At 58.5% G+C, this 15,473-nt stretch carries 17 protein-coding genes; 9 read left to right on the top strand and 8 right to left on the bottom strand.

The genetic code is table 11. The features are described 5' to 3' along the window. Position 1: 1 nt before the first annotated feature. Positions 2–1,474, bottom strand: coding sequence for an MFS transporter (locus C8K18_RS03375; RefSeq protein WP_107706648.1), 1,473 nt, complete (start codon positions 1,472–1,474; stop codon positions 2–4). Between the two features lie 355 nt (positions 1,475–1,829). Next, on the bottom strand, positions 1,830–2,516 hold the full coding sequence (locus C8K18_RS03380; protein ID WP_107706649.1) for an antibiotic biosynthesis monooxygenase: 687 nt from the start codon (positions 2,514–2,516) through the stop codon (positions 1,830–1,832). Between the two features lie 14 nt (positions 2,517–2,530). Between C8K18_RS03380 and C8K18_RS03385 the strand changes: the two genes are divergently transcribed. Continuing rightward, positions 2,531–2,731 (top strand): hypothetical protein, encoded by a 201-nt coding sequence (locus C8K18_RS03385; RefSeq protein WP_029970788.1) that lies wholly within the window; start codon positions 2,531–2,533, stop codon positions 2,729–2,731. Positions 2,732–2,866: 135 nt separating this feature from the next. Beyond that, a complete protein-coding gene (locus C8K18_RS03390) occupies positions 2,867–3,787 on the top strand; it encodes a LysR family transcriptional regulator (RefSeq protein ID WP_044021990.1) in 921 nt (306 codons plus the stop codon). Here the strand turns inward: C8K18_RS03390 and mug are convergent. Then, positions 3,760–4,290 carry a G/U mismatch-specific DNA glycosylase gene (mug, locus tag C8K18_RS03395; RefSeq protein WP_375135800.1) on the bottom strand — a complete coding sequence of 177 codons (531 nt, stop codon included), beginning with the start codon at positions 4,288–4,290 and terminating at the stop codon, positions 3,760–3,762. The two genes, C8K18_RS03390 and mug, sit on opposite strands and share 28 nt — an antisense overlap. Further along, the gene (locus tag C8K18_RS03400) at positions 4,287–5,312 is read right to left on the bottom strand and encodes a GlxA family transcriptional regulator (RefSeq protein WP_107706651.1); all 1,026 of its coding nucleotides are present in this window, start codon (positions 5,310–5,312) and stop codon (positions 4,287–4,289) included. Before C8K18_RS03400 ends, mug begins: the two co-directional genes overlap by 4 nt. A gap of 348 nt (positions 5,313–5,660) precedes the next feature. On the opposite strand from C8K18_RS03400, the gene C8K18_RS03405 reads away from it, so the two are divergent. From C8K18_RS03405 to C8K18_RS03420, 4 genes are all read left to right on the top strand, one after another. Then, positions 5,661–6,326 carry a DJ-1/PfpI family protein gene (locus C8K18_RS03405; protein ID WP_029970792.1) on the top strand — a complete coding sequence of 222 codons (666 nt, stop codon included), beginning with the start codon at positions 5,661–5,663 and terminating at the stop codon, positions 6,324–6,326. A gap of 198 nt (positions 6,327–6,524) precedes the next feature. Beyond that, positions 6,525–8,390: a biosynthetic-type acetolactate synthase large subunit gene (gene ilvB / locus C8K18_RS03410; protein WP_375135801.1), complete on the top strand. Its 1,866-nt coding sequence runs from the start codon at positions 6,525–6,527 to the stop codon at positions 8,388–8,390. A gap of 20 nt (positions 8,391–8,410) precedes the next feature. Next, entirely contained in the window at positions 8,411–8,743 is a 333-nt protein-coding gene (locus C8K18_RS03415) for a helix-turn-helix transcriptional regulator (protein WP_107706816.1), read from the top strand. Positions 8,744–8,826: 83 nt separating this feature from the next. Further along, the gene (locus C8K18_RS03420) at positions 8,827–9,768 is read left to right on the top strand and encodes an aldo/keto reductase (RefSeq protein ID WP_107706653.1); all 942 of its coding nucleotides are present in this window, start codon (positions 8,827–8,829) and stop codon (positions 9,766–9,768) included. Between the two features lie 163 nt (positions 9,769–9,931). On the opposite strand, the gene C8K18_RS03425 is transcribed toward C8K18_RS03420, so the two are convergent. After that, a complete protein-coding gene (locus tag C8K18_RS03425) occupies positions 9,932–10,387 on the bottom strand; it encodes a VOC family protein (protein WP_258196052.1) in 456 nt (151 codons plus the stop codon). A gap of 5 nt (positions 10,388–10,392) precedes the next feature. Continuing rightward, entirely contained in the window at positions 10,393–11,349 is a 957-nt protein-coding gene (locus C8K18_RS03430) for an enoyl-CoA hydratase/isomerase family protein (protein WP_181324804.1), read from the bottom strand. 383 nt (positions 11,350–11,732) lie between these two features. On the opposite strand from C8K18_RS03430, the gene C8K18_RS03435 reads away from it, so the two are divergent. From C8K18_RS03435 to C8K18_RS03445, 3 genes are all read left to right on the top strand, one after another. Beyond that, a complete protein-coding gene (locus C8K18_RS03435; RefSeq protein ID WP_107706654.1) occupies positions 11,733–13,058 on the top strand; it encodes an epoxide hydrolase family protein in 1,326 nt (441 codons plus the stop codon). 109 nt (positions 13,059–13,167) lie between these two features. Further along, positions 13,168–13,527, top strand: a complete 360-nt coding sequence (locus tag C8K18_RS03440) for a BON domain-containing protein (RefSeq protein ID WP_107706655.1) — start codon at positions 13,168–13,170, stop codon at positions 13,525–13,527. A 56-nt stretch (positions 13,528–13,583) separates the two neighbouring features. Continuing rightward, positions 13,584–14,048, top strand: coding sequence for a universal stress protein (locus tag C8K18_RS03445; protein WP_006052664.1), 465 nt, complete (start codon positions 13,584–13,586; stop codon positions 14,046–14,048). Positions 14,049–14,071: 23 nt separating this feature from the next. Here the strand turns inward: C8K18_RS03445 and C8K18_RS03450 are convergent, their stop codons facing one another. Then, complete coding sequence (locus C8K18_RS03450; RefSeq protein WP_132384536.1) at positions 14,072–14,485, bottom strand: response regulator; 414 nt, start codon at positions 14,483–14,485, stop codon at positions 14,072–14,074. Between the two features lie 157 nt (positions 14,486–14,642). After that, positions 14,643–15,290, bottom strand: coding sequence for a response regulator transcription factor (locus C8K18_RS03455; protein ID WP_006052666.1), 648 nt, complete (start codon positions 15,288–15,290; stop codon positions 14,643–14,645). Positions 15,291–15,473: the final 183 nt, after the last annotated feature.

Here is a 15,473-nt window from a genome sequence, read left to right on the forward strand (position 1 = left end):
TTTAGCGTGAAGATGGCGGCGTGGTGCTCCAGGGCGGATAAATGCGCGTGGGTAACACCGGAACAAGAAAAAGCAGGGCGACGGCAATGCACGCCATCACGCGATACAGATCAGCGGATGTCAGCACGATTGCCTGCTCGTGAATGCGCTGCGCGAGTGCGCCGAAACCGTGATTTGCATCGACGCTTTGAGTCGTGATCAACGCGTTATTGCCAAGCCGGTCCACGAGCATGCTCGAGTGAAAGTGCTGGCGCGCAGTACCGAGCCCTTCGATGAGACCGGTGGCCGCCACGCCGGCGAAAACTTTTAGCGTGTTGAACATCGCGGAAGCAAGCGGGCCTTCTGTCGGCGGCAAGCCTCCGGTTACGCCCATCAGGATCGAGAGGATCACCATCGGTTGCGCGGCAATCTGCAATGACTGCAGCCAATAGAAGTTGTCGCGAATCCACTCGGAAGTCATATAGCTTCCCAGGAAGCATGTGGTAGCCATGAGTGAAAGTCCGATCGCGATGACCCATCTGCGATCCACGCGCTGCATGTTCAGCAGCGCGGCAGTCAGAGGCAGCGCAATCAATAGCGGAATCGCGACCAGCAGCGCGAGCGGTGCGGTTTGCAGCGGCCTGTATCCGTGTACTTTCGCAAGGTATTGCGCGGGAATGACGGCTACGCCGGTCAGCAGGATCACCGCGCCCGCGAGTGTAATCAGACCGTGCGTGAAGTTTCTGCGGCGTAGCAGTTGAAGACCGAAGAACGGCGAGGGATGAAACCACTCGTTGATGAGAAACGCGGCCAGCAACAGCGTTCCTTCACCGAGCATGACGCGGATGAAGCCGGAATTCAGCCAGTCGAGGCGGTCGCCTTGCAATAAACCAATCACGAGCATGGCGATAGCGGGAAAGCCGGTGACGAAGCCGGTCCAGTTGAACGACTTGAAACGTTCCAATTTCGAGGATTCGTCGGGCAGTCCTTGCTGGATCGCCACGCAGCTAATCAGGCCGAGCGGTACGATTTGCCAGAATGCCATTCGCCAGTCGACGTACTCGGTCCACAGAGCCGCGAGCGGCGTTGCCAGCGATGGTCCAAAGGTTGCGGTCAGCGCGTAGCCGGCAAGGCCGTATAACTTGATCTTCGGCGGAAGGTAGCGCAGCGCCGCGATGATCAACATGGGAGGCAGGCAGCCGCCGGCTATTCCCTGCAGCACACGCAGCGCATAAAGCGCCGGGAGGTTCGGTGCAAACGGGCAAAGAACACCGATAAGCATCGCGGCTATTACGGCGCCAAGCGTGAACCGCTTGAGCGTGAGCGTTATCGCGAACCACGGCGCGAAGACCATCGTGGCGACATTCGCGGCCTCGAAGAGGGCGGTCAGCCAGCTTCCGTCATCGTGTCCGATTGAAAGCGCACCGCGAATGTCGGTCATCGCCACTGCGGTGACCTGCTCGTTAAGTATTGCCAACAAAGACGCGAGAAGCATCCCGACGAGACCCGTCGCAAGACGAGGCGACAACTCCGCTGCCGCGGACTTAGGAGGAAGCGGGCTCTCTGTCTCGCGGACGACACTCGGTGACGACGCATCTGCTACGTCCGATGTTGCCGTTCCCGCGTTCCATGGCGTAGCGATGGTCATATGAGTGCGCGAATCGAGTAAGGTTGAATAAGGCTATGAATCGGACGTTGATTCATTCTAGGAGATTGCTTTGCTCTCCGAAGACAACAGAGCTGGCGCAGTTGGCCATTTCGTTCGCAAATCAGGCCAGGGCTCGGCCTGGCACAATGACAATGTGCGTCCATCGCAATAGTCTTTTGTTTCCCGGACGCTGCTTTACTGTCTATGCGGAAGGTTGCACGTCCGCAAAGTACTGAGGCGCTTCGCGACGATCGAACATGCCGTACTCGCGCACCACGCGGATATGCCGCAGACGCACATCGTCCGGCAATGCAGCCTTGCGTTCGAAAGATTCGGCGGCGGCGTGATCGCGCCAGGTCAGCACAGTGATCACATCGCCGGGCGCCATTAGCGCGTCGAATACGTCCCACGCCACGAGGCCCGCTGCCGATGTCGCTGTTGTTGCATCAAATCCGAGCGACCTTGCCACGGCTTCTGCGCCGGCCTCTTTGACCCACTCGGGCGCGCGCTGCGCATCGAGTAGTGTCACCGCCGTACCCGCTCCCGCCTCGGTGACATCGAGCCGTTGCTCGAGCAGAACTTCTCCTTCGGGCACGCGTGTATCGGCCACAGTCTGGCCGATGCGCAGCCGATAGTCGGCAAACACACGATCGCGCGCCGCCTGCTGTATCTGATGATGCTTCGTCGTGGTGCGCCAGCGAACCAGCGACTTCTCGTCGCGCCAGCTCGATAGGGAAAGAAGCCATCCCTCGCGCGTCAGGCTGGCGTAGCGGGCGTTGTCGATAAAGCCGACGATCTTCTCGAGTTCCGGGCGCAGCATCTTTGCCATGCCGAGATAAAGGTCGAACTGTTCAGGTAGCGGATTGACTTCGAGCATTGCAGAAAACATAACGGACTCTTCCTTTGCTTGTCGATACGATGAGTGGCGAGTTGATTGTCCGCGACGCGTGGGAATTGCAGAAGCCGGAATGGATCGCGTATCGGGCCAATAACGTGGCGAAATTTGCCAGCGCGGCGAAAAGCGTCATCACCGTTTTCATGCGGCGAACAAGTGTTTTTCCGGATGCGCAAAAGAGTGCCTTTGATTCGCGACGAGCATCATGAAAACTCGCTTTGCAGTCACCCGGAAGAGTGAGAAGCGGGCTATTTTCAATCGAATTCAGGCCAATGCAGGATTCGGGCTATTACGGCGCCTACAATCGCGGTGTAGACGTGAGCGTTACCGCATGGGAAGCCGGAATGGACAAATTGCGCGAGATGGAAGTCTTTGTTGCCATCGTGGATCGTGGGAGCTTCACGAGCGCGTCGGAGAAACTCGGCATGTCGACGCCCGCGGTTTCTCGCGCGCTCAATTCACTCGAAGCCCGTCTCGGCACGCAACTGCTCGCGCGAACCACGCGGACAATACGGCCGACCGACGCAGGTCTCGGCTATCTCGACGCTTGCCGCAAAGTGCTGGACGCGATCACCGAGGCCGACGCCAATGTCGCCGCCGATCATCTGAATCCCGTTGGCACACTGACTGTTTCCGCGCCGGTGATGTTTGGTCAGCGCTTTATCGCGCCGCTCATCAATGCGTTTGCGCTGCGCTATCCGGAAGTCACCGTCAACGCCATCTATGTCGACCGCACCACGCGGCTACTGGAAGAAGGCGTGGATATCGCCGTTCGCATCGGCCATCTTGGAGATTCGTCGATATTCGCTATTCCGTTGGGGTTTGTGCGACGTCGGACCTACGCCGCGCCTGCGTATCTCGCGGCGCATGGCGAGCCGCGTCATCCAAAAGATCTCGCCGATCATCAATGTGTGTCGTTCACGGGCGTCTCTCATCCGCTCGAGTGGGTGTTCGATGGCAACGGTACGAGAATGCCGGTTCGAATCCAGCCGCGAATGATCGTCGACCTGACTGCGGCTGCCGTTCTGGCGGCACTCGATTGCGTGGGATTGACGCAATTGTTGTCCTATCAGGCAGCTCAAGAGGTACAGGACGGCAAACTCAAGCCTATTCTGACGGCATTCGAGCCGGAGCCCACACCAGTGAGTCTCTTGCATATCGAACGGCGAGGCGCGAGCGGGAAGGTCCGCGCTTTTGTCGACTTCGTGACGGAGAGCCTGCGCAGCAATCCGCATCTTCAATCCGAAGACGCAACGGCAACGTAAAGTTCGCGGTAAGCACGCACGAGTAATTCGAGGCTATACGCACGATTCAGGCCACTCGGATTTGGCAGCACCCAGGCGCGCGCACCACCGAAAGGTTCTTGCTGAAGTCCCCATTGAATATCGCGTTTGCCGGACATAGCGGATAGCGCCATCTTCCCGAGAAAGGCAATGTAGCGTGGCGCATAGCGTTTGATCTTTTGCTCGAATGCAGACGCGCCTGCTTCGATTTCCGCTCGCGATAGCTGGTCGGCGCGTGCGGTTGGGCGCGATACTGCTGTAGTGAGACCGCATCCATACTGAAGGAAGCTGCGGTCGTCTTCAGGCCGAATCTGTTGCGGAGAAAAACCCGCGAGATGAACGGCGCGCCAGAACCGGTTGTTTCTGCCCTCGAAATGATGGCCGGTCGTTGCCGCACGCACGCCAGGATTGATACCGCAAAAGACCAGCGACAAACCCGGCTCGAGAACATCCGGAAGAGAAGGGGCCAACTCTTCAGGAATCACAACTGCGGCGAAAGCTGAGATGCGGCGTGCTGATCGGCGCCGCTATAGGTCCGCGGCGGTGCGCTTACTGTGCCGCGAAATCTTTGGCGGTATTGTTTCGGCGTAACGTTCAGTCTTCGGGTGAACGTGGTCCGCATTTGCGTGGCGCTGTGAAAGCCGCATTGAAACGCGACGGTTTTCAACGGAGCGTCCGAGTCTTCAAGCAGTTTCCTCGCAGTGTCCACGCGAACCTGCTCGACGAACGCCGACGGTGTCACCTTTGCATACTTGGCAAAGAGCCGCGAGAAGGTGCGCCGGCTTACCGAAACAGCGCCTGCCAGTTGTTCGATCGACAATGCATCGGTGATATGTTCGGTGACATAGCGGTGCACCTTGCCGATGATCGGGTTTTCCTCCTTGCCTGCACCAATGTAGGGGCTGTACTGCGACTGGCCGCCTTCTCGCTGGATATAGACAACCAGACGTTTGGCAACGCGTACCGCCATCTCGTGTCCCCAGTCTTCCGCCACTAACGACAAACACAGGTCGATGCCCGCCGTCACACCGGCAGAGGTGAAAAGACGACCGTCACGAATGAAGATCCTGTCGGGCTGTACTCGAGCAAGAGGGAAGTTGTCCGCGAGGCGCCTTGCATCGGCCCAATGAGTCGTCACCTGCTTGCCGTCGATCAAGCCAGCATGTCCAAGCACGAATGCACCGTTGCAAACGGAGCCGAAGCGCGCCGCTCCGTGCGCCTGGTTTTGCAGCCAGGTCAGCAATTCGTTCGGTGGATTGCAGTCAGGCAACCGGGGCCCGCCTGCCACCAGTACGAGGTCGAACTGATTGACGGAGTCCGCATAGCCATAAGGAACGGCAAGCTGCATGCCGTTTGAACACGTGACCGTGCCGGCTTTGCTACCGACGAGCGACACTTCATATCGCTGATGCTCGGGAAGGTTTGCATTCGCTTCAGCGAATACATCGAGTGGGCCTGCTACATCCAGTGCTTGCGCACCTTCGAATATGACAATGGCGACTTTCATGCCGTGACCTTCATCGAGTAAGAGCACGCTCGCCTTGACGGTGCAGACCGACGTGTTTTCGTGGGAATTTCATGCATTGCGATAAGCCGCGGCAACGAGCGAGCGCCTAGCTTACCCCAATGATGGCGCGGCCCGCCCGTCACAAGTGGTAAATGACTTTTTCGCTGGCGTAAAGAGAGAAGCGCCTCGCCTGCGCGTGGGAATGCCTCTTTTTGCAGGGTGGCGCAAATCCCGCATCGATTGGCCTGACATCGCGTGATCTACTGGGTCGCACATCGGCCGCATTGATTAGACTTCGTTTGAAGAATCGTTCGTTCTGGGCTGGGTACACTCGCGGAGAAATGGCGCATGCGTGTCGCAATGATGCTGTATGCAGGCTTTCAACTGCTCGAGGTGAGCGGGCCGATGGATGTATTCGAGGAAGCAAACCGCGTATGCGGTGAACGGTTCTATGTACAGCATGTCATTGGCCCGACACTCGGGCCGGTCATATGCTCGAACAGGACCGCGGTACGGACGACCGAATCTCTGCGCGATTCACGGACATCGTTTGATATCGTCATCGTGCCCGGCTCTCCGGCGGTCGGCTCGGCGCGTGAGCATCGGGAACTGGTGAGCTGGCTCGGCGGCGTGGATCGTACTGCGACAAAGATCGCGTGCATATCCAACGGTGCGTTTCTGCTGGCGCGTGCCGGTCTCGCCGATCATCGCTCATTGACTATTCGCGAGTGCGACGCACATCGTCTCGCGAGGGACTTTCCATTGGTGCACGTCGTGCCAGATGCGGGTTGGCTGAAAGACGGCAATCTCTATTCTTCGGACGGCGTGAGCGCCGGTGTTGGCCTCGCGCTGACTCTGGTCGAAGAAGATCTGGGCGCAGATGTGGCGCAATACATCGCGCAGACCTCGCTGGCTCACACGTTCGACGAAGACCGCGTCAAAGACCGCGTGGCCCGAAAGCGAACTCTTTTGGCCTGTGACGCAAATGCATCCCCGCGCAGCAGGTCCCGATAGTTGGCAGAATCAATTCATCCTCGCAATTCTTCCAGATGCACACCAAGCAAGTGCTAAATGGACTGCACCGGTATGGAGATCCCGCCGCAGTAATGGTCCATGAACTGGCGCCGAACATACGCTGTTCTCGAATTGAACGGGATATTCCCCAATCGCGGCCGCTGATGCCCTCAGCGCCGGTTTCCATACGAGTCAGCCGTGACCCAGAATCCACAAATAGCTTCGCAAGTTTGTCCAGACCCGACACATGAAGGCGAACTGATGTCGGGCGCCGACATCATTCTGCGTGTACTCGCGGAACAGGGCGTCGATACACTATTCGGCTATAGCGGCGGCGCGATCCTGCCGACTTACGACGCGGTGTTTCGATTCAATGAAGCGTGCGCGTCGCATCCCGAGCGCCAAATCAGATTCATCGTGCCGGCCAACGAACAGGCGGCCGGCTTCATGGCCGCCGGCTACGCGCGAGCGAGCGGAAAAGTGGGCGTATTCATGGTCACGTCCGGACCTGGCGCGACGAACGCCGTGACACCCATTGCGGACTGCAATGGCGATTCGATTCCTGTTGTACTGATATGCGGGCAAGTGCCGCGCGCCGCGATCGGCAGCGATGCTTTTCAGGAAGCGCCGGTCTTCAACATCATGTCGGCCTGCGCCAAACAGGTGTTCCTGGTGACCGACGCAACGAAACTCGAGCAGACCCTGCGAAGCGCATTCGAGATTGCGCGCACCGGACGTCCCGGTCCCGTTGTCGTCGACGTGCCAAAGGACATTCAGAACTGGATGGGCGTTTATCAGGGCAAAGGCACGTTGCAGTTTCGCGGCTATTCCGATCGCCTGCGCATGGTCGCGAAAGGCAGCGATCTCGGCGAGGACAAACGCGCGCGTTTCTTCGATCTTCTGCGGCAGAGCGAACGTCCGCTGTTATACGTCGGCGGCGGTGTCATCGCAGCGGGCGCAGCAGCCGAGCTGCGCGCGTTCTCGGAGCGTTACAGGATCCCGGTAGTGACGACGCTAATGGGTCTCGGCGCCATACCGGCAAAACACGAATTGTCGCTTGGCATGCTCGGCATGCACGGCGCCGCGTGCGCGAATTATGCAGTCGAAGATTGCGACTTTCTGATTGCCGTGGGTTCCCGATTCGACGATCGCGTCGCCGGTGGCCGCCCGGATGCATTTGCCGCCGGCGCACGTTACGTCGCGCATATCGACATCGACGAGGCCGAGATCAACAAAGTGAAGCGCACGCACTGGAGCCACGTGGGCGATGCGAAGCAGGCGTTGCGTTCGTTGATGGAGCACGGTGCAGGTGTGCAATCGCCTGCCGGATGGCTCGAACGAGTGGTGGAACTCAAGCAGCGCCACGGCATGAACTACGACAGGCGCAGTCCGCTGATTCAGCCGCAATTCGTCGTCGAGAAACTCAGCGAAATTACTCAGGGGAGAGCCATTATCAGTACGGGCGTCGGCCAGCATCAAATGTGGACGGCGCAATTCTTCGAGTTCGTCGAGCCTCGCAGCTTTCTGACGTCGGGCAGCATGGGAACGATGGGGTTCGGATTGCCCGCGGCTATTGGCGCACAACTGGCGCGGCCGGATGCGCTGGTAATCGACATCGACGGTGACGGCAGTATCCGGATGAATGCGGGCGAACTGGAAACAGCGAGCACGTATGGCGTCCCCGTCAAGGTTTTGCTGCTCAACAATCGCGGTGACGGGATGATCAGACAGTGGCAGCGTCTCTTTTACGAGGGCCGGACGTTTGTCAGCGACAAGTCGCTTCATCAGAAGGACTTTGTGATGGCGGCGCGCGCCGACGGATTCAGGTTTGCCTGCCGCGTCGAAGCGATAAGCGAACTCGAGGACAAACTGAAGTCATTCGTGAAGTTCGAAGGACCCGCCTTTCTCGAAGTGATGATCGATGAGAACGCCGACGTGTTCCCGATGGTAGGGCCAGGCCAAAGCTACTCGGAGATGATCACGGGGCCTTTCATCCCTTCGCGTCGCACGCCGGAAGCTGGACATCAGGGCGCAGTGCGTTTGAACGCTGCGGACATGTTCTGACCATGCCTTCTTCTATCGCCATGATCGACATCGACCGGATTTATAAAGCCCTTGCGAATCCCTTTCGGCGGGACATTCTCGAATGGTTGAAGACGCCTGCCAAAGTATTCGAACAGGGCCATTTCGATTTCAGTCATGGCGTACCGCCGAATCTGATTCATGCGCAAAGCGGTCTATCGCAGTCGACCGTCTCGGCCCACATCGCAACACTCGTCGCGGCCCGGCTTCTTGTTGCGACGCGGGCAGGGCAGTGGACTTTCCTGTCGCGCAATGAAGAAGTGATCCTCGCGTTTGCCACGCAGATCAGTGACAACTTGTCAGCATCGCGCCCGCGTAGAGCTTCGTCGAAATAGTCAGGCATGCCGCGCAAATCATCCTATGCTGAAAGTCCGGCAGCCGCCGGAAGACATTTGCACAAACTCCTGGAGGTGTCGTCATGAATGAGCCTTCCGATTTCCAGCTCAAAAGAATAGCGCTTAGTCACGGCGGCGGCCGCGTGCCCGCAGTCGGATTTGGCACGTTGATTGCCGATGCCGCCGTCACGACAAGCGCCACGACCGCTGCGCTAAAAGTTGGATATCGGCACCTTGATTGTGCCGAGCGATACCGCAATGAGCGCGAGGTGGGCGCGGCTTTACAGGCCGCGCTGTCGGCACGAGAGCTTTCGCGAGAAGACATCTTCGTCACGACGAAACTGTGGAATTCCAATCACCGGCCCGAGCGCGTCGAACCTGCGTTCAATGCGAGTCTTGACAGACTAGGACTCGATTATCTGGACCTTTACCTGATTCATACGCCGTTCGCGTTTCAACCTGGCGACGAGCAGGACCCGCGAGATGAGCATGGAGCCATTCTCTATGATCGCGGTGTGACTTTACTCGACACGTGGCGGGCCTTGGAAGATCTCGTCGACCGTAAAAGATGCCGCGCGATCGGCCTTTCCGACATTGGTCTGAATGAGCTCGAGCCGCTGTATGAAGCTGCGCGAATCAAGCCGGCGGTCGTTCAGGTCGAGGCTCATCCTTATCTTCCGGAAAGAGAACTTCTGGAGTTCTGCCAAAAGAACGACATCGTCTTTCTGGCGTTTGCGCCATTGGGGCATGGCATAAGGCCCGGACCACTCGAAGATCCGGTTGTCTTGCGGATTGCCGAGCGAGTTGGAAAGACGCCTGCGCAAGTGCTGATCGCATGGGCAGTGCAGCGCGGCACCGCTGTATTGACGACACCCAAGACTGGCGCGCGTGCGCGTGAAAACTTTGACATTGCGCCGCTGCCCGATGATGCTTTCGACGCGATCAACGACATTCAGACAAGGCAGCGCTTCAATGAAGTCGTGAAGACCGGCAATCCCGGGTTTATTCCGCGATCGCAGCTTTGATGCGTTGGCCGGGGTCATGGGTTCCGCTTTCCCCGGATACGAGTCCATCCGAACGTATTACATGAACACACGAGCGCACGATGCGCGACACCGTATTGGACGATGGCACCGCGCGGTGTTCGCGGCTACCGCCCTCGAGCGTGAGCTCGTCGCAATTCGTTTCTTAAACGCGCGGGTCGAAATCGAATTCGAGCCTGATGCCGCCGGGTTCATAAACCATCGCGTGCCGCTTCGGCCCTTGACCGAGATCCTCGGGCGCGAACTCGGCCACCGCGCCTGGCCATTCCGAAACGCGCGCGAAGATCTCGTTTAATGCTTCTTCACTACCTACCTTCAATGCGAGATGGTGCAGGCCGACGTTGGTCTTGCGGTCGAACTCGACGCGCCGGTCCGCGTCGAGTACTTGCCAAAGCGTCAGCGTGACGTGTCCATCGGACACGAACGCCGCAGGGTAGTTCGGGCGCTCGCCGACGAGAGCCCAGCCGAGGCATTGGGTGAAGAACTCCACCGTGAGCTTGAGGTCTCGAACCGTCAGACCGATATGGTCTATTCCGCGGGTTAGGGGTTTGCCTTCCACTGTGACTTCTCCGTTATTAATGAACTGGTCGCGTTGCGCCATTATGCCTACTTGCCACCCCGACTTACTTCGCCCGTATATCGATCCAGATGAATCTCCACGTCGGGCTTTTTCTGCAGCCCGAGTTCCATCAGCTTCCCAATATCGTGCTGTGCCTGCGGACGCTGCACAGAAGTAATGAAGGCGTCCCATTGTGGGCCGAGTTCGCTATCGGGCGGGAGAGTGGCAATGTTGACGAAATGCTTGATTTCGCCAATGGTTTGCTTGTCGAACGAGGCGATGCGCCGGGCCAGTGTGTCGACAAACTTATCCAGCTCGGCATCTGGCAGCGAGCGGTTGACATAGCCATATCGCTCCGCAAGTTCGCCGTTGATGTCGCTGCCGCTCAGCAGGATTTCAAGCGCACGGCCCCGTCCCATCAGGCGGGGAAGACGCGACATCGGTCCGCCACCCGGATCGAACCCGGCGCCCACCTCGAATTGCGAAAGCACGGCTTTTTCGCGGCTGGCAAAGCGCATGTCGGATGCAAGCGACAACTCACTGCCAACGCCGGTAGCCCGGCCCCGGATCGATACGATCGACACGACAGAAGAGCGGCTCAGGCGACTCAACATATCGGGCAATGGCGGCATACCGGTGGGTCCGGGCGGCATGCTCGTAGTCGCTTCGAGCGGGGGCACGAAATCATAGTGAGTCAGGAAAAAACCAGGTACGGCGCTGTCGAACACCACGACCTTTAGTTCGGGATCGTTTTCTATCTGCGTGATGACGCTGTTCAACTGAGGTATGGATTCGGGGCCGAAGATATTGAACGGCGGATGATCGATCGTGACACGCCAGTATTGCGGCGTTACGCGTCTGATACTGAACTCCGGCTTTGCGCCTGCTTCCAGTTGCACCGCCTGCTTCGCGGCAGCGCCGCTTTGATTGTCTTGTGCGATCGCGCTGCTATTGAAAAACAGTGGGCTTGCGATCAATGCCACCACAAATTGAGTCGGGTTCATGTTTGCTTCCTTTTGGTCCTGAGAAGATTCGCGGGACAAAAAGCGTGCGGCGCATCCGGTCCACCCAGGTAGTCTAGTCGCGGCCTTGTGCAAGACCAATGAGCATGACGCCATCGCTCGATCAATAGTCTTGATACCGTATTGAGCGACGCGAAAAAACGGCTGGCGTATCCGGCTGCGTTGCCGTCGCATGACATCTCACACGGTGCTTTACGCGCATCGTATGTATCGCTGCGGCCACGCTGATTGCAGCGGAAAAGATCTATTCGCGGCCGACACAACTGTTGTTCTAACCCGGCCGTTTACCCGCGAGGTTTGTTTACCCACAATCGCTACCACCACTGCGACGTGCGGCGTCGCACTTATTGCCAACAGGAGTCTGTATGGCCGACGATATCTTTCCCGAGACCGCATCGCGCCGTCGCTTTATCGGCGTGGCGGCGTCGGCCGCTGTTGCTGGTTCATTAAGCCGACTGGCGTTCGCAGAACCGAATCGATCGATCATTGACGCATCGCCGTCAGGCGGCGCCGACAAATCGGCTATTCGGCCACTTCGTGTCCACGCGCCGGAATCAAAAGTTATCGATCTAAAGAGGCGAATAAAGGCGACCCGGTGGCCTGAGCGCGAAACCGCGAAGGATGCGTCTCAAGGCGTGCAACTCGCAACCATGCAAAAGCTCGCCCGTTGCTGGGTGACGGACTACAACTGGCGCGACGTCGAGGCGAGGCTGAACTCGCTGCCGCAATTCGTCACCGAGATTGACGGCGTCGACATTCACTTCATCCACGTTCGCTCGAAGGACGCCAATGCATTACCGGTCATCATCACGCACGGGTGGCCTGGCTCGATCATCGAGCAATTGAAGATTATTGGCCCGCTGACGAACCCAACGGCGTACGGCGGCACTGCGTCCGATGCATTCGATGTCGTGATTCCGTCGCTCCCTGGCTACGGCTTCTCGGGGAAGCCGACCGAGGAGGGCTGGGACCCCGTTCGCATCGCACGCGCATGGGTCGTACTGATGCAGCGGCTCGGCTACACGCGGTACGTCGCGCAAGGCGGCGATTGGGGCAATGCGGTGACGGAGCAAATGGCTTTGCTGACACCGCCGGAACTGCTCGGCATTCACACCAACATGCCGGCGACGGTGCCCGACGACATCGCGCAGGCGCTCAAGTTTGGAGAACCGGCGCCCGCGTCTCTGTCAGCCGACGAGAAGCACGCGTTCGATCAGCTCGACTATTTCTACAAGCACGGCCTCGGCTACGCATTGGAAATGGCGAACCGTCCGCAGACGCTGTATGGCATCGAAGATTCGCCGCTCGGCCTCGCCGCGTGGATGATCGACCACGACGCCGCCAGCCAGGCACTGATCGCGCGAGTATTTGACGGTCAGTCCGAAGGGATCACACGCAACGACGTGCTCGATAACGTGACGCTCTATTGGTTCACGGGCACGGCAATTTCATCGGCGCGTCTGTATGAGGAAAACAAGCTCAACTTCTTTGCGCCGAAGCACGTTGCTATTCCGGTTGCCGTGAGCGTCTTTCCCGATGAGATCTACGCCGCGCCGCAAAGCTGGACAGCGAAAGCATATCCACAGTTGATCCACTACAACCGCCTTCCCAAAGGCGGGCACTTTGCGGCGTGGGAACAACCGCAAGCTTTCTCGGAAGAGCTGCGCGTGAGCTTTCGGTCTCTGCGTTGACCGCACAGATACGGCGAGTAAAAGCGCAATGCGGGTGACGTCATGTAATCAGGATTGCCCGCGACTGACTATCCATCGTCCATGATTTGCTTACCGGCAGGAGCCAGACATGCAAACCCGAGTACTGATCCTCACCATGACGGCCGTGGCCGCTTTTACGATGGCTTTGCCTGGCGGCATACCGAGTACTTCGGCTGCGGATTCGTCGTCCGTCAGCACGGACGCTCCGAGCAAGAAGCAGCTTCGAGCCGACAATCGCGCTTTGAGTCATGCCGTGCGCAAGTCGCTCACGAAAGTGAAAGGGCTGGACTCCTCGCACATTAACGTGCTGGCGCACGGCGGCGTCATCACGCTTGCGGGAACTGCGCCCGATGAGGCGCAAATCCAGTCGGCCGGAACAGCAGCGGAAAACGTAGGAGGCGTTCATCGCGTGGACAACCGGCTCACGGTCTACGAGCCCGGAAATTGACTTCGTGTGGCGACGGAGCCCGCGTGTGAATCTGATCTTCGTTGGGTAGGCTCACCATGTTCAATATCCTTCTGGTGCCGCTGGACGGCACGCTTCAAAGTGCGAATGTCATCGACCTGGTGCGGCGCGTCGCGTCGCCGGGGCGCGCGACCGTACATCTTCTCTGTGTTATCGATCCTTCTTATGCACTGCCTCCCGGCAGCGAAAGCGGTATCGCGCCCGACGGGCTGACCTATCCGCCCGCAAGCGCGCAGACATCGTTTGCGCGATCCGTCCTCGCCACAGCAGCGGGGCAGCTTGCCGGCCACAATCTGATCGTGGAGCAGCACCTTCGCGCGGGAAATCCTCCGGCCGATGTGATCATCGAACAAGCCGGGCTGCTGGCCGCCGAGGTCATCGTGATGGGGCACCATCATCTGTCACGGCTGCGCCGCTGGGCTAATCCGTCGATCAGCGGAGAAGTGATCGACCGGTCGCCCTGTCCAGTACTGATCGAAACACGGGACAAAGGGCTGACGTGATGATGGCGGCGATAAAAGCAAGGTTACGTCTGTAGTATTTCACCAATCAGCGCGAGTAGCCGCACGCCGTCCACTGGCTTTGAGAAGAAGCCGGCGGCGCGGCTCGCTTGCGCTTTTTCGAGTAGCTGTTGCGTCGCGTAAGCCGTAATAAAAATGACGGGGCTTGGGCGTTGCCATAGTTTGATCGACTCAAGAAGCGCGAAACCGTCCATGCCGGGCATGTGAATATCGGCGATAACCAGATTCGGCTGCGACCGCGACGCATCGACCAGAAGATGGTTGGCGGACTCGTAAACAATAGCGTGCCAGTTCGCCGAACGAAGCAGATTGGATATCGCCATCCGGATGGATTCGTCGTCGTCCACCACTGCAATAGTTGCAGGAGAGCGCTTTGATTTCATCAGGAATCCACAGAGCACGGACACGGATTCGAACAAGCTGATTCTTCTTGCAACTTACAGGCCAATGGGCGAAGCAGCAATAAGACGTTCGAATGATCCGGATGACAGTGTGTATTAGCCTGAGCGCATTCGTCGTGATTGAGGAAGAGGTAAGGGCAGTGCGATAGCGCCAAATCGGTTTGCAGAGCCGCTCCTAGTGCAGAGGCGCCACCTGCTGCAGTTTCCTCACGACGTCAGGCACTGAGCGTGCATTCAACTTGTGCATCGCTTGCGCGCGATGGATCTTGACTGTCACTTCGCTCAGAGAAAGCTGGCCCGCGATCTGCTTGTTCAGCAGTCCATCGGCGACCAGTTTGATGACTTGCCGCTCACGCGCCGTCAGGGATTCGTACGTTTGACGGATGCCCGCAACGATCTTCGCCTGACGCTTCAATTCTCCATCCCGCTTCAGCGCGGCGGCGATCGTATCGATCAGGTCCTGATCCTTGAACGGCTTTGTCATGAAGTCAAAAGCCCCTGCCTTCATCGCCTTCACGGACATTTCGATGTCGCCGTGCCCGGTCAGAAAAATAACCGGAAACGGGACGCTCTCCCGGAATGGATGCTGTTGCAGCGTGAGGCCGCTCGTGCCTCGCAGCCGAACGTCGAGAATGAGGCAACTGGGAACGTCGGGCATTTCCGCGGCCAGAAAGTCGTCCGCCGATTCGAACGCCAGTACCTTGATGCCGACGGAAGTGAGCAGAGAAGTCAGTGCGCCCCGAATGGATTCATCGTCGTCGACCACATAAACAAGCGAGTCCGACAATGATTCCCTTGCGCCCATCGCATTGTCATGTTTCATCGCTTGCTCATCCAGAACTGGTTGCATTAAGCCGACGCGGATACGTTCGTATAGTAAGCAACCGTCCCGCTTATCGCCAGATTTTTGTAGACGGTTTTGCATATTGCCAGTCGAGCCGGGCGCAGAAGACGAAGTACTCGTTCTGCGCAACCGCACAGGCCGGCAACGCCATACGTAGGTATT

The sequence above is a fragment of the Paraburkholderia sp. GV068 genome (assembly GCF_003058125.1).
Classification (GTDB): Bacteria; Pseudomonadota; Gammaproteobacteria; order Burkholderiales; family Burkholderiaceae; genus Paraburkholderia; species Paraburkholderia graminis.